The sequence below is a fragment of the Streptomyces sp. NBC_01750 genome (assembly GCF_035918095.1).
Classification (GTDB): Bacteria; Actinomycetota; Actinomycetes; order Streptomycetales; family Streptomycetaceae; genus Streptomyces.
Window position 1 is genome coordinate 1,182,708 of the sequence record NZ_CP109137.1, and the last position, 20,120, is coordinate 1,202,827.

Genomic DNA, 20,120 nt, shown 5'->3' on the forward strand with positions numbered 1-20,120 from the left:
GGCAGGCGGTGGACGACGACATGGAAGGACCGGCCCCGGCAGTGAGCGACAACCAGAACCTGCTCGCGGAGCAGCGGCGTGCCCTGATCCTCGACGAGGTGCGCAGGCGCGGCGGAGTACGGGTCAATGAGCTCACCCGCAAGCTCAATGTCTCCGATATGACCGTGCGCCGGGATCTGGACGCCCTGGCCCGGCAGGGGGTCGTCGAGAAGGTCCACGGCGGCGCGGTGCCGGTGGTCGAGGCGAGCACGCACGAGCCGGGCTTCGAGGCCAAGTCGGCGCTGGAGCTGAGCGCCAAGGAGGACATCGCACGGGCGGCGGCGCGTATGGCGGTGCCCGGCAGCGCGATCGCGCTCTCCGGTGGGACCACGACCTATGCTCTGGCGCACCATCTGCTGGAGGTGCCGGATCTGACGGTGGTCACCAACTCGGTGCGGGTCGCGGATGTTTTCCACGCGGCGCAGCGGGCGGGTGCGGCGGGCAGTCAGCGTCCGGGTGCGGCCACGGTGGTCCTGACCGGCGGGGTACGTACTCCGTCCGACTCGCTGGTCGGACCGGTGGCCGACCAGGCGATCCGCTCGTTGCACTTCGATGTGCTCTTCCTCGGCGTGCACGGAATCTCGGTGGAGGCCGGGCTCTCCACACCGAATCTGGCGGAGGCCGAGACAAACCGCCGGTTTGTGCAGGCCGCGCGCCGGGTGGTGGTGGTTGCCGACCACACCAAGTGGGGGACGGTAGGCCTCAGTTCCTTCGCGCGGCTGGCAGAGGTCGACACTCTGGTGACGGACGCGGGGCTGTCTGCCGAGGCACGCGAACAGATCGCGGAACATCTGCCGGGGCTGGTCGTGGCGGGCGGTCCGGACAGCGCCGGCGGGCAGGACGGCTGACGCCGGGTGGCCGTCATCCGGATCACGCGGCCAGTCCCGCGGCCCGCCGAGGAGATCTGGCCGCGCGTCACCGACTGGCCCGCGCATGCCGCGCAGGTGCCGCTGACGTCGATCACTGTGGTCACACCGCCTCCCCCGGGCGTGGGGACGGTGTTCGTCGCGCGGACCGGGCTGGGCCGCGTCGGCTTCGACGATCCGATGGAGGTGGTCCGCTGGGAGCCGCCCGTGGAGGGCGGGACCGGACGCCTTCGACTGGAGAAGCGCGGCCGGGTCATCAGGGGCTGGGCCGAGATCGAGGTGCGCCCGGAAGGTTCGGGCTCCGTGGTGGTCTGGGTGGAGGAGCTGTGGATCCGCCTGCTGCCGCGGCTGTTCGATCCGCTCGTCCGCCGGGTGGGCCGGCTGGTGTTCGGCCGTGCGCTGGACGGACTTCTCGCGGGGCGCGCGAGAAGTCGGTGAAACCGGAGGCGGCTACGGACAACTGACGGCCCGCCAGCTATGGTGTGCGGGCCCCGCTCCACCCCTCCCAGCTGGAGGTACGGTCCCATGGCACGCCGACTGAGCCCTGTGGAGCTCGAATTCGTCGAGTCCGCCCCGCTGCGTCTGGTCTTCTCGGCCGAGGTGACGGCCTCCCCGGGGGCGGTGTACCGGGCGCTCGCCGAGGATGCGGCGGGCTGGCCCTCCTGGTTCACCGCCGTCACCTCGGCCACGTCAACCGGCGGAGGCGCGGGCCGCGAGATCAGGCTCAGGGGCGGCATCTTCTTCGCCGAGAAGATCATGGCGGCCGAGCCGGACGAGCGCTTCGCGTACCGTGCCGACGAGACCAACGCCCCCGGTCTGCGCGCCCTGTTGGAGGAGTGGCGCCTGACGCCCACCGCTACCGGCACCCGGGTGCGGTGGACCTTCGCGGCGGACGCGCCCGCACCCATGCGTATCGCTCTGCGGCTGGGCCGGGCGGGCCTGGGTGCCTCGTTCCGGGGCGCGGTGCGCCATCTGGACCGCCGGCTCGCGCGGTCCGGCGCGCAGTAGAGCTCACCCGGTCCGCCGCGCAGCGGCGCTCGCGCCTTCCATGCCCGCCCGGTCCGCGGTAGTGCTCGCCGGTCCGCCGCGCAGTGGCCGCGGTGGTCAGCCGGGCCAGACGCCGGTGGTGAGGAACTCCTCGATGGTCGCGCTGTACGGGGCGATGTCGAGGCCCTGCTCGTCCAGCCACGCGTCGGAGTAGTACTTGTCGAGATAGCGATCCCCCGGGTCGCAGATCAGGGTGACGACGCTGCCCTTCTGCCCGTTGGCCACCATCTCGGCGATGATCTTCAGCGCGCTCCACAGGCCGGTTCCGGTGGAGCCGCCCGCCTTGCGGCCGATGGCCTTGTCCAGGGCTCGCACGGCGGCGACGCTCGCCGCGTCGGGCACCTTCATCATCCGGTCGATGGCGCCGGGCACGAAGCTCGGTTCCATGCGCGGCCGGCCGATGCCCTCGATACGGGAGCTGCAGTCGCTGTCGGCGAGAGGGTCACCCTGGGTCCAGCCGTCGAAGAAGCAGGAGTTCTCCGGGTCGGGGACACAGACACGGGTGTCGTGCTGCATGTAGTGGACGTAGCGGGCGATGGTCGCCGAGGTGCCGCCGGTGCCGGCCGTCGCGACGATCCAGGCGGGCTCCGGATACCGCTCCAACCGCAGCTGCTGGTACATCGATTCGGCGATGTTGTTGTTGCCGCGCCAGTCGGTGGCCCGCTCCGCGTAGGTGAACTGGTCCATGTAGTGGCCGCCGGTCCGTTCCGCGAGTGCGGCCGACTCCTGGTACATCTTCCGCGAGTCGTCCACGAAGTGGCACTGCCCGCCGTGGAATTCGATCAGCCGGCACTTCTCGGCGCTCGTGGTGCGCGGCATCACGGCGATGAACGGGACACCGATCAGCTTGGCGAAGTACGCCTCGGAGACAGCGGTCGAGCCGCTGGACGCCTCGATGACAGGCTTGCCCGGCCGGATCCAGCCATTGCACAGGCCGTAGAGGAACAGCGACCTGGCGAGCCGGTGCTTGAGGCTGCCGGTCGGATGGGTGGACTCGTCCTTGAGGTAGAGATCGATGCCCCACTCCTCGGGCAGCGGGAATCGCAGCAGGTGGGTGTCGGCGGAACGGTTGGCGTCGGCCTGCACCTTGCGCACCGCCTCCTTCAGCCATGCCCGGTAAACCGGATCGGTGCGGTCCACATCGATGGTGGCAATCGCCTCACCCGCCACTGGCTTCTCACTCGTGCTCATGCGCCGTTCCTCGTCCTGTCGAAATGCGGACCCCACTGGCAACAGTAAGCCCCCCACCTGCACAAACGTTCACTTTGGGAACCCATAGGGGTCACTTGTGGGCCGGGACTTGCGCCGGTAGGACCGTACGTACTGGTGCATGTGGCCGTAGTTGTGCAGACTGCCAACAGGAAACGGTGCGAAGGGGGCAGCGACACGATGGGGATGGCAGAGCCCGAATTCAGCGCTACAGGCGTACGGATCGAGCGCTGGCCACGCTCACTCACGAGGGCCGGACAAGTGCTGATCAAGGACGGCAGGCTGGCGCTCCTGACCAGCTACGGCCGAGTGATCGAGAGCGCTCCGGTCCGCGCGGTCAGGGCCGGTAAGCCCTGGTTCGCCGACGATGCGAGCACGGTGGCGACACTCAATGGCAAGCGCTACCGGCTGACGATGGGGCAGCGCAGCCGCAGGCCGGAGGGCCGGGCAGTGGCCGGGCGCTTCCTGGAAGCGGTGCGCGGGGCCGGCGGCCGTCGGAGCTGAGAGTAGTCACCCGGGTGCTGCAAGTTGCGGAGCCGTGGTCGGTGGTTCACGCTTGTCTCACATCACTCAGGGTGCACCGGCGGTAACGCTGTGATCCAGCCCGCCGGACAAATCAGCAGCCAGCCAACTGCTGGATCCGATCTTCGTCTTCTTCCGGACCTCATTCGGGGAGTCGCAGCCGTGATCAGCCAGCCAAGCAGGCACTGCACGGTGGAGCTCCAGGCCCTGCCGTCGCGGATCGGTCAGGTCCGCAGAATCCTTTCGGCGCAATTGCGCTACTGGCATCTCGATCCCTTGATCGACCAGGCAGCGCTGGGCGTCACCGAGTTGCTGACCAACGTTCACCGGCACGCCGAGCCGGACAAAATGTGCACGGTGGAGATCGAGTTGCTGCTCGACCGGCTCACGGTCTCTGTCCATGACAACGATCCACGTCTCCCGGCAGTGGGGGACGCAGATCTCTTCGCCACTTCCGGGCGCGGGCTCGGGCTGATAGCGGCGGTGAGTGACAGCTGGGGTGTACGACCCGAGGGCGAGACGGGCAAGATCGTCTGGTTCACGCTCTCCACACCTCCCCCCGCGGTGGCTCTGCCGCCGTATCCGGTGGTGTACGGGTCGACTGCCGACGAGCCCTTCACCAGTACGGCGAGTTCGGCGACGGCGCAGAACGGGACGCGTCAACGTGCCTCCGCCCGGTCGGCCGTTGCGCGCTGACCGGGCGGACACTTCGTAACCTCTACTACTCGGTGGCGATGGCGCGCAGTACGTCCAGACGTGCGGCGCGCCGCGCGGGCCGCCAGCCCGCGACCGCACCGGCCACCAGGCCGACCAGCCCGACCACCAGGAGCCGCACCGGCGGTACGGCGAACACGAAGGCGGTGTCGCCCGTGGCCTCGGACGCCTTGACGAGCACCCAGCCGAGCAGTCCGCCGAGCGCCAGGCCGCCCGCGGTGCCGAATGCGGCGACCAGTACCGACTCCCAGCGCACCATGGCGCGTAGTTGGTTTCTGGTCTGTCCGACGGCACGCAACAGGCCCAGTTCCCTGGTGCGTTCGTGGATGGCGAGAGTGAGCGTGTTGGCGATGCCCAGCAGCGCGATCACCACGGCGAGGGCGAGCAGGGCATAGACGAGGGTGAGCATCATGTCGATGGCTCCGGCCGCGGTCCGCGCGTACTCGTCGCGGGTCTGCACCTCGGGATCGCCGTACGCCGCCGCGGTCTTCTCGACCGCTGCCGTGCCGTCGGCAGTGGACACGCCGTCCTTGAAGCTGACGGCGATGAGGGTGTCGGAATCCTGTCCGCGATGCGGGGCCCAGGCCTCGCGGGTGACGACATAGTCGCCGGACAACTCGGACCGGTCGAAGACGGCACGGACCGTGAACGTCTGCTTCCTGCCGTCGGTGAAGGCGAGTTCGGCGGTGGAGCCGGGTTTCCAGCCCCGCTTGCCGGCCTCCGTGTCCGCCACGGCCATGCCGCCCGCGCCCAGTTTGTCGAGCGATCCCTGTACGGTGCCGAGGTCGAAGGCCTCGGCGAGCGCCGCCGGGTCGGTGATGGTCAGCTCGCGTCCCGCGCCGTCGACTTCCGCGACTCCCTTGCCGAGGCCAACCGCGGTCTCCACCCCGGGCTGTGCGGCGATGGCAGGGGCGAGCTTCGGGCTGAGCCCGCTGCCGCCCGCACCGAACGCCGGCACGCTCACCGCGACATCGCCCGCGAAGGAGCGGGAGACCGTCTGGTCCATGGTCGCCTTCAGCGAGGCGCCGAAGACGGTGAAGAGGGACACGACGGCGACGCCGGTCATCAACGCGGTGGCGGTGGCCGCGGTCCGCTTGGGGCCGCGCAGTGCGTTGCGCTTGGCCAGGCTGCCGGAGACGCCGCGCAGCCGGTCGAGCGGCCGGCCCAGGATCCGTACGGCGTACGAGGACGCGACGGGTCCGAGCACCACGAAGGCCACGAGGGCCAGTACCGCGCCGGCCGCACTGAGCCAGATCGGCCCACTGGCCACGACGCCGGTCAGAATGAGGCCGGTTCCGGCCAGGGCCACGCCCGTGCCGGCGTACGCACGCGTCCGCGAGGCCGCGGAGTGGTCCACGGCCGTTTCGCGCAGTGCGGCGAGCGGCGCGGTGCGCCCGGCGCGTACGGCGGGCAGCAGCGCGGAGCCGAGGCAGACGATCACACCGACGGCGAGCGGCAGCAGCATCGAGACGCCGCTGATCACCAGGCTGCCCTCCGGGAAGGGGAATCCGATGAGCGGGAAAAGCGTCTGCAGTCCGGCGGCGACGCCGATGCCGCCGAGCAGTCCGGCCACGGACGCGGCCAGGGCGACGACGACCGCCTCGATGAGCGTCGAGGAGACGACCTGGCGGCGGGAGGCGCCGAGTGCGCGCAGCAGCGCGTTCTCACGGGTGCGCTGGGCGATAACGATCGCGAAGGTGTTGTGGATCGAGAAGGTCGCGACCAGCAGCACGATGCCGGAGAAGACCAGCAGCAGTGTGGTGAAGAGATTCAGGAACTGACCGGAGATCATGTCCTGGTTCTCCTGGGTGGACTCCTGTCCGGTGATCGCCTCGACCCCCTTGGGGAGTACGGGTGTCAGGGCGTCCACGAGCTCCTGTTGGCCGGTCCCCGGACCTGCCCGCACCTGGATGGACGCCGCCCCTCCCGGTTTCGGGGTGAGGTACTTCTCGGCATCCGCCCAGGTCATACCGGTGAAGGTGACCTGGCCCATGCCGTCCTCGCCGCCGAAGGTGGCGAGGCCGACGACGGTGACCCCGACCGGGTCGGGGGTGCGCAGCACGGTCCGGTCCCCGACCTTCAGACCGCCCTTGTCGGCGGCGCCGCGGTTGATCACGACCTCACCGGACGCGGCCGGGACGCGGCCTTCGGCGAGCCGGTACGGGTTGAGCTCCGGGTCGTCGATCCAGTTGCCGGCCACGGTGGGCGGGCCCTGCCCGCCGACGGGTTTGCCGTCCGAGCCGACGAGTTGTCCGGCGCCCTGGATGTTGGGCACGGCGGCGGCGACGCCGGGTGTCTTCTCGATCCGGCTGACGAGATTCGTCCGTACGGGCTGCCGGGTGCCCTGGCCCTCGCCGGAGACGGTGACCACGTTGGAGCTGCGGACGACGGCATCGGTGCCGCTGTTGGCACCGGCGAACATGGTGTCGAAGCTGCCGCGCAGTGTGTCGCCCATGACGAGCGTGCCTGCCAGGAAGGCCACGCCGAGCAGTACGGCGGTGAAGGTCCCGGCGAAGCGCCGTTTGTGGGCGCGCAGCGAATTGAGGCTGATGCGCAGCGATGCCCGGCTGCCGCTCATGCCGTCGCCCCTTGGCCGTCGAAGGCCTTCAGGCGGTCCAGGACGCGCTCGGCGGTCGGGGCCTCCATCCGGTCGACGAGCCGTCCGTCGGCGAGGAAGACGACCTCGTCGGCGTGGGCGGCGGCGACGGGGTCGTGAGTGACCATGACCACCGTGCGGTCCGTCTGGCGTACGGCGCGGCCGAGCAGCCGCAGCACCTCCTCCCCGGAGCGGGAGTCGAGATTGCCGGTCGGCTCGTCGGCGAAGACGACGTCGGGCCGGCCGGCGAAAGCGCGGGCCACGGCGACACGCTGCTGCTGGCCGCCGGACAGCTCGCTGGGCCGGTGGTGCAGCCGGTCCCGCAGCCCGACGGTGTCGACGAGCGCGTCGAACCACTCACGGTCGGCCCGCTCCCCCGCCAGGTCCGTCGGAAGCGTGATGTTCTCGGCGACGGTGAGGGTGGGGATGAGGTTGAACGCCTGGAAGACGAAGCCGACGCGTTCGCGGCGCAGCAGGGTGAGCCTGCGGTCGTCGAGTGCGCCGAGGTCGGTGTCGCCGATGAGGGCCGAGCCCGAGGTGAGGGTGTCGAGCCCGGCGGCGCAGTGCATCAACGTGGACTTGCCCGAGCCCGAGGGCCCCATGATCGCGGTGAAGCGGCCGACCGGGAAGTCGACGCTCACCCCGTCCAGGGCCCTCACTTCGGTGTCGCCCTTGCCGTAGATCTTCACGGCGTCGACGACTCGGGCTGCGGTGCGGGTCGTGGTCGTCGTGGTGGTGGTCATGCGGCACCGTCCTTGCCGATACGGCCGAACTGCTCGTCCAGGACGGACAGCCGTCGCCAGTACTCTTCCTCGTCGATGTCGCCGGCGGCGAAGCGACGGCCGAGCATCGCGATCGGAGAGCTCTCGCCGTGCGTCGCGCGGGTCGGATGCCAGGGACCGCGGCGGCCGCGCCACACGGTGCGGCGCAGGACGGAGACGACGCCGATGACGACGGCCGCCCAGATCAGCGGGAAGAACAGAATCCACGGGCCGGGCCCGTCGTAGGCAAGTGTGTTCATCTCGGTTCAGCTCCTCGGTGGCGATGGTGGTGGGTGGTTCCCTGTCGTTTCCGAGGCTCCCGCCGACCGGGGCTCACGTCGTCGTACGGCCAGCGGCAGTGCGCGTACCACCTGGGGAGTACGCAGGGTTTCCGCGGTTGCTCCCGGCCTTCTGGATTCTGTACCTACTAGTATGTACAGTTGATTCATGAGTACTCCCGAACGGCTGATCGAAGCCACCCGCGCGCTGCTGTGGGAGCGCGGCTACGTGGGCACCAGCCCCAAGGCGATCCAGCAGCAGGCGGGCGCCGGCCAGGGCAGCATGTACCACCACTTCGCGGGCAAGCCCGATCTGGCGCTGGCCGCGATCCGGCGTACCGCCGACGAGATGCGCGCGGCCGCCGAAGTGCCGCTCGCCGGCGACGGCACTGCGTACGAGCGGATCAGCGCGTATCTGCTGCGCGAGCGCGATGTACTGCGCGGCTGCCCGGTCGGGCGCCTCACGATGGACCCGGACGTCATCGCCAGCGACGAGATGCGCGCCCCGGTCGAGGAGACGCTCGACTGGCTGCGCGGACGCCTGGCCGGGATCGTCCAGGAGGGCCTGGACGCGGGCGAGTTCACGGCCCCGGTCGATCCGGCCGGGACTGCGGCGGCGATCGTCGCCACGGTGCAGGGCGGCTACGTGCTGGCCCGTGCGTCCGGCTCGCCGGACGCCTTCGACACAGCGGTTGGAGGGCTGCTCGCGCTGCTCGCGCCGCGTAACACCACTGTCGCGTAAGGGGACCGACCGAAGCTGCGCATCGGCGGCGATCGTCCCGCCTGCCAGGGAGGTCCCGCGGAGTCGTCACCGGTCCGATGTGGCTCGATTCGAGCGGATGACCCCGTCCGGACCGGCCCCGGCGAACGGCACAGGCGCGGGGGCCGCACCGCGCACCTTTCACGCTGATACCGCGTACCGGGAGTCCTTTATGCATGCCATGCAGTACGAGATCACTCTGCCCGCCGATTACGACATGGAGATCATCCGCAAGCGGGTGGCGACGAAGGGCCATCTGCTCGACGGCTTTCCCGGCCTCGGTCTGAAGGCCTATCTGATGCGCGAACGCGTCGATGGCTCGCCGGTCAACCAGTACGCGCCGCTGTATCTGTGGGCCACGCCGGAAGGCATGAACTCCTTCCTCCGGGGGCCCGGATTCCAGGGCATCGTCAACGACTTCGGACGTCCGGTGGTCCAGCACTGGACAGTGCTGGCGTATGAGGAGGGTCCGGCCGCCGCGGCCGTGCCCCGGTCCGCCACGCGTCGCCGGACACGGATACCTGAGGACGAACCTCCCGCTTTCGCCGTGGAGAAGGCACTCGCCGCGCATCGGCAGCTCGCATGCGCGAACGGGGTGGTCGCGGCCGCCGTCGCCATCGATCCGCGGCACTGGGAGCTGCTGTACTTCGCGCTGTGGGCCCAGGACGCGCCCGAGGCGAGCGATGACGTATTCCAGGTGCTGCATCTCTGTGCCCCGCACCGTGCGGAGCTGCCTCGGGGGCAGCAGTGGTGAGCCTCGTCCGTACCGTCCTCGGCGACGTCCCGGCAAGCGGGCTGGGGGCCTGCGACGCGCACGACCATCTGTTCCTGCGTGGCGACGGGTGCGTATCTCGTCTTTGACGGCCCCTCGCGAGCCCATCACGCCACGGACCGGCGCCTGCCCGACAACCTGGCGGCGCTCGCGGACGCGGGTCACGCGGATCAGCCGTTGCTGGGCGGCGACATGACGACTCCGGAAACCCCGGGTATGCCGTATCTGCTGCGCAGACTGCGGCGGGCGGCTCGAACCGGTCCTCGGCAAGGACGTCATGGACCGGATCCTCGTACGGAATCCGGCCCGCGCCTTCGCCCTCTACCGGTCCTGGACCAGGTCTTCCAGCTCGTGTTCCAGCCGTCGGCGTACGCGCGCTTCATGAATGAGGCGTCCCACGAGCGCGCCCCCGTAGACGACGAAGCCGACACCCACGAGCCAGGACTGGATGACGAGCACGGTCCCGAACGGGCCGTAGGTGACGGCGTTGGAGGCGATCAGGGGCGAGAAGACAAGTTGTGAGAAGACCCGCAGGCCGAGCATGCCCACGGCCGTGGCCACCGCCCCGGGCAGCAGGGCGCGCCAGCGCACCCGGCCGCCGAGCAGCACGCGCTGGGAAAGCCAGAAGAACAGCACGGTGCCGATCAGATCTCCCAGGCCGCCGAACACCGTGGCCGGGGCGGAGTCGGCCGGCAGCGGCGCACTGACGAAGGCCAGGCTGGCGGCGACGAGCAGGGCCAGCCAGACGACATGTCTCCACATGGTGTGCCAGCGGGCCGTCGGCAGATCCCATACCTTCTCGTAGCCGGTCTGAACGGCCGACCCGAAGGTCAGACCGAAGACGGTGAGGGCGGCGAGACCGAACGCGGTCGTGCGCTGCAGCGCCTGCCCGGGCACGCCGAACAGCCGCTCGACCTCGTCCAGGGATGACTCCGAGACCCCCAGTGCCTGGCCCAGCCAGCGGGCGAAGCCCTGCCCACTCGCCGGGTCCGCCGCCGCGACGACGACCAGAAGGGGGACGAGTGTCAGAAAGCCCAGTGCGGCGAAGCCCATGGCGCGGTGCATCAGTTCCAGCTCACGGCCGCGCTCCCAGGCCAGGCCGATGGGAGACGCGTAAAACCTGCGGGACAGGTCCTGAAGCCGGTGCGCATGGTGATCCGCGCCGGAGGGCTTGTGGGTCATAGGTTGTCGATTACCCGAAAGTGCACGGTGAGGTGTCCATTGTGCCCCCGGACGGGTGTCGCCGCCTGTGCCGTGGGCCGGTCGTTGAGCCGGCGCCGCCGATCGGCGGAGGCCGTCCGTGCCGACCGGTCGACGCCCGCCCCCCGTCCCCGCCCGTCCTCGTACGAGCCGGTTACGCCGACGCCCGGCCCGCCGGGCGATACGCGGGCCACCGTCAGCTGAGCGCACCCAGCGGGTCGTCGAGTACCGGCTGCCACGCCAACTCGGCCGCCCCCACCAGGCTGTTGTGGTCGAGCGTGCAGGCGAGGATCGGCACACCGCCGCTGCGCCCCCACAGGCTGCGTTCGGCGACCACGGCGCGCAGCCGTTCGGGATCGGCGTCGAGCAGCTCGCGGTGCAGTCCGCCGAGGATGATGCGGTCGGGGTTGAGAATGTTGACGAGTCCCGCGAGCCCGAGACCGAGCCGGTCGATGAGCTCCTCGCCCGCGTTCCGCACGGCCGGGTCGTCGTACTCCGAGCGCAGCAGATCCCGGGACTGCTGCAGCAGCGAGACTTCGGGGCCCGGCCGCCGGCCCGCGGCGGTGAGGAAGGCGAGCGGGTCGGCCTCGACGTCGAGGCAGCCGCGGCCGCCGCAGTGGCAGGGCCGGCCCTCGGGGTTGACGGTGAGATGCCCGACCTCGAGGGCGAGACCCGAACTGCCGGTGTGCAGGCGACCGTCGAGGACGAGCGCGCCGCCGACGCCGCGGTGGCCGGTGGCGACGCAGAGCAGGTGCTGGGCGCCGCGGCCCGCGCCGTGACGGTGCTCGGCGAGCGCCGCGAGGTTGACATCGTTGCCGGTGAAGGCGGGGCCCTGGATGCCCGCCGCGCGGACGCGTTCGGCGAAGATGTCGCGGACGGGAGCCCCGGCCGGCCAGGCGAGGTGCAGCGGGTTGAGGGCGGTGCCTTCGGGTTCGGCGACTGCGGAGGGCACGGCGAGACCCGCGCCCACGCATCGCCGACCGCTCTCGCGCAGCAGGGTCGCGCCCGCTTCGACGACCTCGCCGAGCACCTGCGCCGGGTCTTCGGAGACGGTGACGCAGCCGGGCGCGGTCGCGACGGTGCGGCCACCGAGCCCGACGAGCGCGGCCCGGAACCCGTCGGCGTGCACCTGCGCGGCGAGGACGACGGGGCCCGTGTCGTCGACGGAGAGGCGATGCGAGGGCCGACCCTGCGAGCCGGCGGCGGCGCCCGGGCGCGAGTCGACCCGGATCAGCCCGAGCGCTTCGAGTTCGGCGGCCACCGCGCCGGCGGTGGCGCGGGTGACTCCGAGTTCCGCGGTGAGCACGGCGCGGGTGGGCGCCCGGCCCGTATGAACCAGTTCCAGCGCGGGGCCGAGCGCGCTGCGACCTCTCTCCAGCCTCGTCCTGATGGTCATCGCCTTGCCGTTCATGCTGGCGAGTCTCCCATGATCCGGAGGCTGAGCTGCCGTCTTGTACGGATCGGGGCCGACCCCTATCCTGAGTTTGTGCCGCTTCTAAACAAACTACGGACGGCCGTACCGGGGGGACCTGGCGGAAACACCGCCCCGCCCTCCCTGTCCCCCCTCCGTGCCGCGCTGACCCTGTTCTTCGCCCTCGACGGCTTCATCTTCGCCGGCTGGGTGGTCCGCATCCCCGCCATCAAGGAGCAGACCGGCTCGTCCGCGAGCGATCTGGGCCTCGCTCTGCTCGGAGTCTCGGCGGGCGCGGTGGTGACGATGACGCTCACCGGCCGGCTCTGCCGCCGCTTCGGCAGCCATCCGGTGACGGTCGCCAGTGGCGCACTGCTGGCGCTGAGCATCGCGCTCCCGCCACTGACGCATTCGGCGCTCACCCTCGGCCTTGTGCTGCTGGCCTTCGGTGCGGCGTACGGCGGGATCAATGTCGCCATGAACAGCGCCGCGGTCGATCTGGTCGCGGCGATGCGGCGGCCGGTGATGCCCAGCTTCCACGCCGCCTTCAGCCTCGGCGGGATGATCGGCGCGGGCCTCGGCGGCCTGGTCGCCGGCGGCCTCTCCCCCACCGCGCACCTGCTCGGCCTCACCGGCATCGGCCTGCTGGTCACGGCAGCCGCCGGGCGCGTGCTGCTGCGCCATGCCGCACCCGTCACCGGGCGCACCGCGACGGCGCCCGGCCCGCGCCGCCTTCAGGGCCGCACCCGCCAACTCGTCGTTCTCTTCGGCGTGATCGCGCTCTGCACGGCGTACGGCGAAGGGGCGATGGCCGACTGGGGAGCGCTCCATCTCGAGCAGGATCTGCACGCCCACCCGGGCATCGCCGCCGCCGGGTACTCCCTCTTCGCCCTGGCCATGACGGCCGGCCGGCTCTCCGGTACGGCCCTGCTGGAGCGGCTCGGCCAGACCCGCACGCTCGTCGCGGGCGGTACGACGGCGGCGGCCGGCATGCTGCTCGGCGCGCTCGCCCCGACGGCGTGGCTCGCGCTGCTCGGCTTCGCCGTGGCCGGTCTGGGGCTCGCGAACATCTTCCCGGTGGCGGTGGCCAGGGCGGGCGCGCTCGCCGGTCCGGGCGGAGTCGCAGCCGCGTCGACGCTCGGCTACGGCGGGATGCTGCTGGGGCCCCCGACGATCGGGTTCCTCGCCGACTGGTTCTCGCTGCCGGTGGCGCTGACGACGGTGGCGGCGCTGGCGGGTGGCGCGGCGCTCATCGGCTACTCGGCCCGGAACGCCTCCGTACCCCGAGGCGACTGAGCACCCGTACGCGGGCGGATCTGCCGCCGGTCGGGCCGCGCTGGCACAATCTCCCGCATGGAGACCGCTGAGCTGATCAAGTCCCTTGTCCGTGAGGGTCAATTGCTGGCCGCGGCCGCCGCCGGGGCGGGCCCTGCGGCGACCGTGCCGACCTGCCCCGGCTGGCAGGTGCGGGACCTGCTCCGGCACGTCGGCGTGGTTCACCGCTGGGCGACCGCCTTCATCACCGAGGGCCACACACGCTTCCATCCCGCCGACGACCAGCCCGAGCTCGACGGAGACGAGTTGCTGGAGTGGTTCCGGGAGGGACACGGTCTGCTGGTGGCCGCGCTGAGCGAGGCACCCGCGGATGTGGAGTGCTGGACCTTTCTGCCCGCGCCCTCGCCGGTGGCGTTCTGGGCCAGGCGGCAGGCACACGAGACGGCTGTCCACCGCGCGGACGCCGAGTCGGCGCTCGGCGGGAAGCCGGGGCCGGTCGCCGCGGACTTCGCGCTGGACGGCATCGACGAGCTGCTCGGCGCTTTTCACGCCCGCTCCCGGAGCCGGGTGCGCACCGAGGAGCCGCGTGTCCTGCGCGTACGGACGATCGACACGGACGAGGTGTGGACCGTACGGCTGTCGGCCGACGCTCCGCGCACGGAGCGCACCGAAGAAGGCCCTGCGGACTGTGAGTTGAGCGGCACGGCGGAGCAGCTCTATCTGACGCTGTGGAACCGGCTGCCGCTCACCACCGTGTCCGTCACCGGCGACGCGGAGCTCGCGCGGCTGTGGCGCGAGCTGTCCGCCATCACCTGGTCCTAGCCACTCCCTGCGGAGGCCCACGGCATACGGAGGCCACGACATACGGGGCCCACGGAGATCTACCTGGACGGGCCCGACAGCATTCTGGAGAGCACCGCGCGCTGCAGCGGCTGCACCTCGGCATGGCGGGCACGGCCGGCGTCGGTGAGCGCTACCCGCACTCCCCGCCGGTCCTCGCTGCACATCCCGCGGGTGACAAGCCCGTCCTTCTCCAGCCGCGCCACCAGGCGCGACAGCGCGCTCTGGCTCAGGTGGACCCGGGACGCCAGCTCCTGGACGCGGAAGGAACAGTCACCGCCGTCCGACGTCTCTTCGGCGAGTACGTCGAGGACCTCGAAGTCACTGGCGCCGAGCCCGTGCTGATGCAGCTCGCGGTCGAGCTCGCAGATCGTACGGGCATGCAGCGCAAGGACGTCCCGCCACTCCTCGACGAGCACTCGCTCGGACTTCTTCGCCGCCATGACCGCACGTTAGCAGAGAAGCCGCACTTTGTTGCACCGGAATTAAATGCACTTGCACTCAATGCGTGTGCATGTATTGTCCTGCTCATGACCTCTCCGCTCAACGTCCCCGTAGTGCAGGAGCGCTGGAGCCCGCGGCTGTGGGGCACTCTCCTGGTGCTCTGTGCCGCGATGTTCCTCGACGCCCTCGACGTCTCGATGGTCGGCGTCGCCCTGCCCTCGATCGCGACCGACCTCCATCTGACCACCTCGACCCTGCAGTGGATCGTCAGCGGCTACATCCTCGGCTACGGCGGCCTGCTGCTCCTCGGCGGCCGTGCGGCCGACCTCCTCGGCCGGCGCCAGGTCTTCCTGATCGCGCTCGCCGTCTTCGCGCTCGCCTCACTGCTCGGCGGGCTGGTCGACTCCGGTCCGCTGCTGATCGCCAGCCGCTTCATCAAGGGGCTGAGTGCCGCGTTCACCGCGCCCGCCGGGCTCTCCATCATCACGACGACCTTCAAGGAAGGCCCTCAGCGCAACCGTGCGCTGGCGATCTACACCACCTGCGCCGCCACCGGCTTCTCGATGGGCCTGGTCCTCTCCGGACTGCTCACCGAGGTGAGCTGGCGCCTGACCATGCTGCTGCCGGCGCCCATCGCCCTGATCGCGCTGCTGGCCGGCATCAGGCTCATCCCGCGGAGCAGCCGTGAGGACTCGGGGAAGGGGTACGACCTGCCGGGCGCCGTCACCGGCACGGCCTCGATGCTGCTGCTCGTCTTCACCGTCGTCCAGGCCCCCGAGGTGGGCTGGGCCTCGGCGCGCACCCTGCTCTCCTTCCTCGCTGTCGCCGTGCTGCTCACCGTGTTCGTCACCATCGAACGGCGCAGCTCGCACCCGCTGATCCGGCTGGGTGTGCTGCGCTCGGGCAGCCAGATCCGCGCCAACCTCGGCGCGGCCTTCTTCTTCGGCTCGTACGTCGGCTTCCAGTTCCTCGTCACGCAGTACATGCAGTCCCTGCTCGGCTGGTCGGCGCTCCAAACGGCGCTGGCCTTCCTTCCGGCGGGCGCTCTGGTGGCGCTCTCCTCGACGAAGATCGGCTCGGTCGTGGACCGGTTCGGCACGCCGCGCGTGATAGCCGCCGGCTTCACGCTGCTGGTGATCGGGTACGCGCTCTTCGTCCAGATCGACCTCACGCCGAGCTACGCCGCTGTGATCCTGCCGTCGATGCTGCTGCTCGGCGCGGCCTGCGCGCTGATCTTCCCCTCGCTCAACATCCAGGCCACCAACGGGGTGGAGGACCACGAGCAGGGCATGGTCTCCGGCCTGCTCAACACCTCGATCCAGGTCGGGGGCGCGATCTTCCTGGCGGTCGTCACCGCGGTGATCACAGCGGGCGGTGACACGGGCCGCTCACCGCAGGAGGTGCTCGACAGCTTCCGGCCGGGCCTGGTGGTGGTGACCGCGGTCGCGGCAGCAGGACTGCTGATCACGCTGACCGGGCTGCGCGCCCGCCGTGCGGTGCCGAGCGTCCTGGTCGCGAAGTCCGCCGGACTGCCGGTTCGGGAAGAGCCCGAGCCGGTGGCGGTCGGAGACTGACCCACAGCGGCTCTCTCCAGGGGGACGGCGGCCGGCGGGCTCCTTGCCCGCCGGCCGCCGCACTGTGACACTTCGGACATGGGGCGACGTACACAGGCGGAGCGGGACGCCTTGACCATCGAGACCGGATACGCGCTCATCAGCGCGGTCCTGGTCGCCGCGGTCGCTTTCGGAGTGGTCGCGGGACCGAAGCTGATGTTCGCCATGCCGTACGCCGCCGAGCGCGGGCTGCTCATCGCGGGCGCCGCGGCGGCCGCGGTCGCCTTCGTAGCGCGCGTCGTTACTGTGCTGTGGCGCTTTCCGCGTACGCCGCCTCAGCCGAGCCAGCCGGGCCGTACCAGCCCCGACTCATAAGCCAGCACGACGAGTTGGGCCCGGTCACGAGCGCCGAGCTTCACCATCGTGCGGCTCACATGCGTCTTGGCGGTGAGCGGGCTGACGACGAGCCGGCGTGCGATCTCCTCGTTGGAGAGGCCGATGCCCACCAGGGCCATCACCTCCCGCTCCCTTTCGGTGAGTTCGGCGAGGCCCGCGGCGTCCGTGGGCGCTTTGGAGCGGGCCGCGAACTCCGCGATCAGACGCCGCGTCACTCCCGGCGACAGCAACGCGTCCCCGTGCACCACTGCCCGTACCGCCCGCAGCAGTTCCTCCGGCTCCGTGTCCTTGACCAGGAAGCCCGAAGCACCGGAGCGGATGGCCTCGAAGACGTACTCGTCGAGCTCGAAGGTGGTGAGCATGACCACCTTCACCCCGTTCAGCCGCTCGTCCTCGGTGATCCGGCGGGTGGCGGCGAGACCGTCGAGCACTGGCATACGGATGTCCATCAGCACCACATCGGGGCTCAGTTCGCGCACCAGCCGCACCGCCTCCTCGCCATCAGCGGCCTCGCCCGCCACAACAATGTCCGGCTGAGCGTCGAGCAACGCCCGGAATCCTGCCCTGACCAGCAGCTGGTCATCGGCGAGCAGTACGCGGATCACATCGTCTCCTTCGGCTGCACAGGGAGGTCGGCTCGTACCCCGAAGCCGCCGTCAGGGCGCGGACCCGCCTCGATCGTGCCACCGAGGGCTGCGGCACGCTCCCGCATTCCGACGAGGCCGTTGCCGCTGCCGTCCGCGTCCGAGCCGGTGGCCGGCCCTTCGTCGTCGATCCGGAGGTCGAGGCGGCCGGGCGCATAGCCGATCCGTACCCGTGCGGTGCGCGAGCCCGAGTGCCGTACGACGTTGGTCAGTGCCTCCTGGACAATCCGGAAGGCGGCGAGATCCGTGCCGGGCGGGAGCGCGATCCGGTCGCCGTCCGTCTCGACCTCGACGCTCAGTCCGGCGCCCGCGGCCTGTTCGACGAGTTCGGGCAGCCGGTCGAGGCCGGGCGCGGGCGCGCGTGGGGCGTCCCCCGGCGTACGCAGCGTGTCGAGGACCTGCCGCACTTCGCCCAGCGCCTCCTTGCTGGCCGCCTTGATGGTGGTGAGCGCGGTGCGGGCCTGCTCGGGGTTGCTGTCGAGCAGCGCGAGGCCCACGCCCGCCTGGACGTTGATGACCGAGATGGAGTGCGCGAGGACGTCGTGCAGCTCGCGGGCGATCCGCAGTCGCTCCTCGTCGGTGCGGCGTTTCTCGGCGGCGGCGCGCTCGACGCGCTCACGGGCCCAGACCTCGCGTCGGATGCGTACGAGCTCCGAGGCCGCGAGGACGGCCACCACCCAGGCGGCGACGACCAATTCCTGCCCCCAGGGCGCGGCTTTGTCGCCGTGCGGCGGCAGATCGGCGTAAAGCCAGTGGGCGATCAGCAGATGCCCCACCCAGAGGCCACCGACGGCCCACCAGGCGGCATGCCGGTGCCCGGAGGTGATGGCGGCGAAAGCCCCGACCGCGACGGTGAGGAAGACCGGACCGTACGGATAGCCCGCGGCGAAGTAGACCAGCGCTGTCGCGGCCGTGCCGAAGACGGCGACGACGGGCCACCGGTTGCGCAGCAGCAGGAACGCCGGCCCCGCGAGCAGCAACACCTGCGCGAAGGCGTCGAGCGGCTCACGGTGCTGGCCGTGAGCGGCGAAATTCGACCCCACCAGCACGAACACGGCCAGCACGAGGGTCGAGGGCCAGGGCACCCTTGCGTTGTTCCGCCGTTCCTCCCAGTGACGCAGCGGCGGTGGTCCGCCGCGCGGCCAGGGGGGACCACCGCAGTTTCGGGTGCGCTGCTCTTCCATACGGCAACGCTAAACCGGGGCCGGGGCGGTGGGCGTCAGCCAGGCGTGGCGATCACGCGTACTCCCTGCGCAGTACGGCGTCGGAAGCCGGCGCCTCCGGAGCCCGACGCGGGAGTGCAGCCGCCGCTGCGGTCCGGGCGCCCACCGGTCGGCGCGGCCCGCGACGCGCATGGCCACCGTTGCGTACACGGCGAAGGTGAGGGAGGGGATTCCGGCCGCGGCGGTGACCTCAGCGGTGCCGCAGGCCGACCTCGTGCGCGAGGCGGGCGGCGGCCTGGCCGAAGAAGGCGTCCCGATCCTCGACGACCCGGTTGAACTGGCCGAAGAGCTCGAAGGAGATGAGGCCGAAGAGCTGGGACCAGGCGGCCACCAGAGCCACCACGACGGCCGGCGGCAGGTCGGGAGCGATATCGGCGGTGAGCCGGTGCGCTTCGGGGCGCAGTTCCTCGGCGAGCGGCGGTAGCGCGAGGCCGCCCGAGCGGTGGGCGTCGCGGCTGACGGAGATCAGCGCGAGGCCGACGCGGGAGGCGGGTCCGACGGTGTCCTGGGGCGCGGTGTAGCCGGGTACCGGAGAGCCGTAGATCAAGGCGTACTCATGGGGGTGGGCGAGGGCCCAGATGCGTACGGCCGAACAGATGGCGGTCCAGCGGGCGGGGTGGTCGTGGGGGTCCCGGGCAGCGGCGAGGGCGGCCTCGGCCGCGGCGCCGACCGCGTCGTAGGCATCGACGATGAGGGCGGTCAGCAGATCGTCACGGCTCGGGAAGTAGCGGTAGAGGGCCGAGGACACCATGCCGAGCTCCCGGGCGACGGCGCGCAGGGAGAGCTTCGCCGCGCCCTCGGCGGCGAGCTGCCTGCGAGCCTCGTCCTTGATGGCTGCGGTGACTTCGATACGGGCACGTTCCCTGGCCCCACGGATCGTGGTCATGGGGTGCAGTCTTTCACGTTTCGGAGCACTGACCAACAACGAGAGCAGTGCTCTTGCTTTGGATCACCGATCAGAGGCACACTGCTCTCAAGCGAGAGCACTGCTCTCTCAACGACTCTCTCGACCAGTGGAGATCACCATGACGCAGGCGCACTACGTGAAACCCGGCCGCTTCGACAACATCGTCAACGGCGCCATCGGCTGGCTGGCCCGCCGCGGCGTCAGTCTGATGGGCACCGCGGAGCTCTCCGTGCGCGGCCGCACCAGCGGCGAGTGGCGACGCATCCCGGTCAACCCGCTCCCCTACGAGGGCGGCCCGTATCTGATCTCCGCCCGCGGCCACTCCCAGTGGGTCCGCAATCTGCGCGCCGCGGGCGGCGGGCAGCTCCAAGTAGGCCGCAAGACCCAGCAGTTCACCGCGGTGGAGTTGACCGACGAAGAGAAGCCCACACTACTGCGCACCTACCTCGAGCGCTGGGGATGGGAGGTCGGCCGGTTCTTCGGCGACGTCAACGCCAAGTCCACGGACGAGGAGTTGCTCGCCGCGGCGCACAAGCACCCCGTCTTCCGGATCACTGTGACCAAGTGACACCGGGCCCGGGCACCACGACGGCGCGGAGCGGCGTCAATGGCGACGCAGGGGGGCGACATCGTGACGCAGGGCCGGGCGACACCCCGGCCCGG

The 20,120-nt window shown here is 70.9% G+C and carries 22 protein-coding genes and 1 pseudogene; 13 read left to right on the top strand and 10 right to left on the bottom strand.

Translation table 11 applies throughout. The features are described from left to right. Positions 1–41: 41 nt before the first annotated feature. The 3 genes from OG966_RS05130 to OG966_RS05140 all read left to right on the top strand — a co-directional run bounded on the left by OG966_RS05130 (position 42) and on the right by OG966_RS05140 (position 1,913). A complete protein-coding gene (locus OG966_RS05130; RefSeq protein ID WP_326648185.1) occupies positions 42–887 on the top strand; it encodes a DeoR/GlpR family DNA-binding transcription regulator in 846 nt (281 codons plus the stop codon). Between the two features lie 6 nt (positions 888–893). Next, positions 894–1,343: an SRPBCC family protein gene (locus tag OG966_RS05135; protein WP_326648187.1), complete on the top strand. Its 450-nt coding sequence runs from the start codon at positions 894–896 to the stop codon at positions 1,341–1,343. 87 nt (positions 1,344–1,430) lie between these two features. Next, the gene (locus OG966_RS05140; RefSeq protein ID WP_326648188.1) at positions 1,431–1,913 is read left to right on the top strand and encodes an SRPBCC family protein; all 483 of its coding nucleotides are present in this window, start codon (positions 1,431–1,433) and stop codon (positions 1,911–1,913) included. 96 nt (positions 1,914–2,009) lie between these two features. On the opposite strand, the gene OG966_RS05145 is transcribed toward OG966_RS05140, so the two are convergent. Continuing rightward, positions 2,010–3,143 carry a PLP-dependent cysteine synthase family protein gene (locus tag OG966_RS05145; protein ID WP_326648189.1) on the bottom strand — a complete coding sequence of 378 codons (1,134 nt, stop codon included), beginning with the start codon at positions 3,141–3,143 and terminating at the stop codon, positions 2,010–2,012. Between the two features lie 198 nt (positions 3,144–3,341). Between OG966_RS05145 and OG966_RS05150 the strand changes: the two genes are divergently transcribed. Together OG966_RS05150 and OG966_RS05155 are read left to right on the top strand one after the other, a co-directional pair. After that, positions 3,342–3,665 (top strand): hypothetical protein, encoded by a 324-nt coding sequence (locus OG966_RS05150; RefSeq protein WP_326648190.1) that lies wholly within the window; start codon positions 3,342–3,344, stop codon positions 3,663–3,665. A 180-nt stretch (positions 3,666–3,845) separates the two neighbouring features. Next, positions 3,846–4,379 (top strand): ATP-binding protein, encoded by a 534-nt coding sequence (locus OG966_RS05155; protein ID WP_326648191.1) that lies wholly within the window; start codon positions 3,846–3,848, stop codon positions 4,377–4,379. A 25-nt stretch (positions 4,380–4,404) separates the two neighbouring features. Here OG966_RS05155 and OG966_RS05160 read toward each other — a convergent pair whose 3' ends face one another. From OG966_RS05160 to OG966_RS05170, 3 genes are read right to left on the bottom strand one after another with little or no spacing between them, the layout of a single operon-like run. Beyond that, positions 4,405–6,975, bottom strand: coding sequence for an ABC transporter permease (locus OG966_RS05160; RefSeq protein ID WP_326648192.1), 2,571 nt, complete (start codon positions 6,973–6,975; stop codon positions 4,405–4,407). Further along, the gene (locus OG966_RS05165; protein WP_326648193.1) at positions 6,972–7,736 is read right to left on the bottom strand and encodes an ABC transporter ATP-binding protein; all 765 of its coding nucleotides are present in this window, start codon (positions 7,734–7,736) and stop codon (positions 6,972–6,974) included. The genes OG966_RS05160 and OG966_RS05165 overlap by 4 nt, the downstream gene beginning before the upstream one ends. After that, complete coding sequence (locus OG966_RS05170) at positions 7,733–8,014, bottom strand: SHOCT domain-containing protein (protein ID WP_326648194.1); 282 nt, start codon at positions 8,012–8,014, stop codon at positions 7,733–7,735. Before OG966_RS05170 ends, OG966_RS05165 begins: the two co-directional genes overlap by 4 nt. A gap of 187 nt (positions 8,015–8,201) precedes the next feature. On the opposite strand from OG966_RS05170, the gene OG966_RS05175 reads away from it, so the two are divergent. The 3 genes and pseudogenes from OG966_RS05175 to OG966_RS05185 form a co-directional block, all read left to right on the top strand. Then, positions 8,202–8,774, top strand: a complete 573-nt coding sequence (locus OG966_RS05175) for a TetR/AcrR family transcriptional regulator (RefSeq protein WP_326648195.1) — start codon at positions 8,202–8,204, stop codon at positions 8,772–8,774. Between the two features lie 190 nt (positions 8,775–8,964). Next, the gene (locus tag OG966_RS05180; protein ID WP_326648196.1) at positions 8,965–9,546 is read left to right on the top strand and encodes a DUF4865 family protein; all 582 of its coding nucleotides are present in this window, start codon (positions 8,965–8,967) and stop codon (positions 9,544–9,546) included. An 87-nt stretch (positions 9,547–9,633) separates the two neighbouring features. Then, positions 9,634–9,949: pseudogene (locus OG966_RS05185) on the top strand (hypothetical protein); the annotation flags it as partial. Here the strand turns inward: OG966_RS05185 and OG966_RS05190 are convergent. Continuing rightward, positions 9,886–10,746: a YhjD/YihY/BrkB family envelope integrity protein gene (locus tag OG966_RS05190; protein ID WP_326648197.1), complete on the bottom strand. Its 861-nt coding sequence runs from the start codon at positions 10,744–10,746 to the stop codon at positions 9,886–9,888. The pseudogene OG966_RS05185 and the gene OG966_RS05190 sit on opposite strands and share 64 nt — an antisense overlap. 214 nt (positions 10,747–10,960) lie before the next feature. Beyond that, positions 10,961–12,175, bottom strand: coding sequence for an ROK family protein (locus tag OG966_RS05195; RefSeq protein ID WP_326648199.1), 1,215 nt, complete (start codon positions 12,173–12,175; stop codon positions 10,961–10,963). Positions 12,176–12,250: 75 nt separating this feature from the next. On the opposite strand from OG966_RS05195, the gene OG966_RS05200 reads away from it, so the two are divergent. Then, positions 12,251–13,471: an MFS transporter gene (locus OG966_RS05200; protein WP_326648200.1), complete on the top strand. Its 1,221-nt coding sequence runs from the start codon at positions 12,251–12,253 to the stop codon at positions 13,469–13,471. Between the two features lie 57 nt (positions 13,472–13,528). Next, positions 13,529–14,272, top strand: a complete 744-nt coding sequence (locus OG966_RS05205; protein ID WP_326648201.1) for a maleylpyruvate isomerase family mycothiol-dependent enzyme — start codon at positions 13,529–13,531, stop codon at positions 14,270–14,272. Positions 14,273–14,331: 59 nt separating this feature from the next. On the opposite strand, the gene OG966_RS05210 is transcribed toward OG966_RS05205, so the two are convergent. Next, on the bottom strand, positions 14,332–14,733 hold the full coding sequence (locus tag OG966_RS05210) for a MarR family winged helix-turn-helix transcriptional regulator (protein WP_326648202.1): 402 nt from the start codon (positions 14,731–14,733) through the stop codon (positions 14,332–14,334). 87 nt (positions 14,734–14,820) lie between these two features. On the opposite strand from OG966_RS05210, the gene OG966_RS05215 reads away from it, so the two are divergent. Both OG966_RS05215 and OG966_RS05220 read left to right on the top strand, forming a co-directional pair. Then, positions 14,821–16,308 (top strand): MFS transporter, encoded by a 1,488-nt coding sequence (locus tag OG966_RS05215; RefSeq protein WP_326648203.1) that lies wholly within the window; start codon positions 14,821–14,823, stop codon positions 16,306–16,308. A 78-nt stretch (positions 16,309–16,386) separates the two neighbouring features. Then, on the top strand, positions 16,387–16,662 hold the full coding sequence (locus tag OG966_RS05220) for a DUF6332 family protein (RefSeq protein WP_326648204.1): 276 nt from the start codon (positions 16,387–16,389) through the stop codon (positions 16,660–16,662). On the opposite strand, the gene OG966_RS05225 is transcribed toward OG966_RS05220, so the two are convergent. From OG966_RS05225 to OG966_RS05235, 3 genes are all read right to left on the bottom strand, one after another. Then, complete coding sequence (locus tag OG966_RS05225) at positions 16,623–17,288, bottom strand: response regulator transcription factor (protein WP_326648205.1); 666 nt, start codon at positions 17,286–17,288, stop codon at positions 16,623–16,625. The two genes, OG966_RS05220 and OG966_RS05225, sit on opposite strands and share 40 nt — an antisense overlap. Continuing rightward, complete coding sequence (locus tag OG966_RS05230; RefSeq protein ID WP_326648207.1) at positions 17,285–18,511, bottom strand: sensor histidine kinase; 1,227 nt, start codon at positions 18,509–18,511, stop codon at positions 17,285–17,287. Before OG966_RS05230 ends, OG966_RS05225 begins: the two co-directional genes overlap by 4 nt. Before the next feature lie 229 nt (positions 18,512–18,740). Then, entirely contained in the window at positions 18,741–19,436 is a 696-nt protein-coding gene (locus OG966_RS05235) for a TetR/AcrR family transcriptional regulator (RefSeq protein WP_326648208.1), read from the bottom strand. A 139-nt stretch (positions 19,437–19,575) separates the two neighbouring features. Here OG966_RS05235 and OG966_RS05240 point away from each other — a divergent pair, with 139 nt between their 5' ends. Next, complete coding sequence (locus OG966_RS05240) at positions 19,576–20,025, top strand: nitroreductase family deazaflavin-dependent oxidoreductase (protein WP_326648209.1); 450 nt, start codon at positions 19,576–19,578, stop codon at positions 20,023–20,025. Positions 20,026–20,120 lie beyond the last annotated feature (95 nt).

Excerpts from the sequence above, each read along its gene's own strand:
- OG966_RS05140 (WP_326648188.1), top strand. The coding sequence starts at position 1,431 with ATGGCACGCCGACTGAGCCCTGTGGAGCTCGAATTCGTCGAGTCCGCC.
- OG966_RS05145 (WP_326648189.1), bottom strand. The coding sequence starts at position 3,143 with ATGAGCACGAGTGAGAAGCCAGTGGCGGGTGAGGCGATTGCCACCATC.
- OG966_RS05150 (WP_326648190.1), top strand. The coding sequence starts at position 3,342 with ATGGGGATGGCAGAGCCCGAATTCAGCGCTACAGGCGTACGGATCGAG.
- OG966_RS05160 (WP_326648192.1), bottom strand. The coding sequence starts at position 6,975 with ATGAGCGGCAGCCGGGCATCGCTGCGCATCAGCCTCAATTCGCTGCGC.
- OG966_RS05165 (WP_326648193.1), bottom strand. The coding sequence starts at position 7,736 with ATGACCACCACCACGACGACCACGACCCGCACCGCAGCCCGAGTCGTC.
- OG966_RS05170 (WP_326648194.1), bottom strand. The coding sequence starts at position 8,014 with ATGAACACACTTGCCTACGACGGGCCCGGCCCGTGGATTCTGTTCTTC.
- OG966_RS05175 (WP_326648195.1), top strand. The coding sequence starts at position 8,202 with ATGAGTACTCCCGAACGGCTGATCGAAGCCACCCGCGCGCTGCTGTGG.
- OG966_RS05180 (WP_326648196.1), top strand. The coding sequence starts at position 8,965 with ATGCATGCCATGCAGTACGAGATCACTCTGCCCGCCGATTACGACATG.
- OG966_RS05190 (WP_326648197.1), bottom strand. The coding sequence starts at position 10,746 with ATGACCCACAAGCCCTCCGGCGCGGATCACCATGCGCACCGGCTTCAG.
- OG966_RS05195 (WP_326648199.1), bottom strand. The coding sequence starts at position 12,175 with ATGAACGGCAAGGCGATGACCATCAGGACGAGGCTGGAGAGAGGTCGC.
- OG966_RS05205 (WP_326648201.1), top strand. The coding sequence starts at position 13,529 with ATGGAGACCGCTGAGCTGATCAAGTCCCTTGTCCGTGAGGGTCAATTG.
- OG966_RS05210 (WP_326648202.1), bottom strand. The coding sequence starts at position 14,733 with ATGGCGGCGAAGAAGTCCGAGCGAGTGCTCGTCGAGGAGTGGCGGGAC.
- OG966_RS05215 (WP_326648203.1), top strand. The coding sequence starts at position 14,821 with ATGACCTCTCCGCTCAACGTCCCCGTAGTGCAGGAGCGCTGGAGCCCG.
- OG966_RS05220 (WP_326648204.1), top strand. The coding sequence starts at position 16,387 with ATGGGGCGACGTACACAGGCGGAGCGGGACGCCTTGACCATCGAGACC.
- OG966_RS05230 (WP_326648207.1), bottom strand. The coding sequence starts at position 18,511 with ATGGAAGAGCAGCGCACCCGAAACTGCGGTGGTCCCCCCTGGCCGCGC.
- OG966_RS05235 (WP_326648208.1), bottom strand. The coding sequence starts at position 19,436 with ATGACCACGATCCGTGGGGCCAGGGAACGTGCCCGTATCGAAGTCACC.
- OG966_RS05240 (WP_326648209.1), top strand. The coding sequence starts at position 19,576 with ATGACGCAGGCGCACTACGTGAAACCCGGCCGCTTCGACAACATCGTC.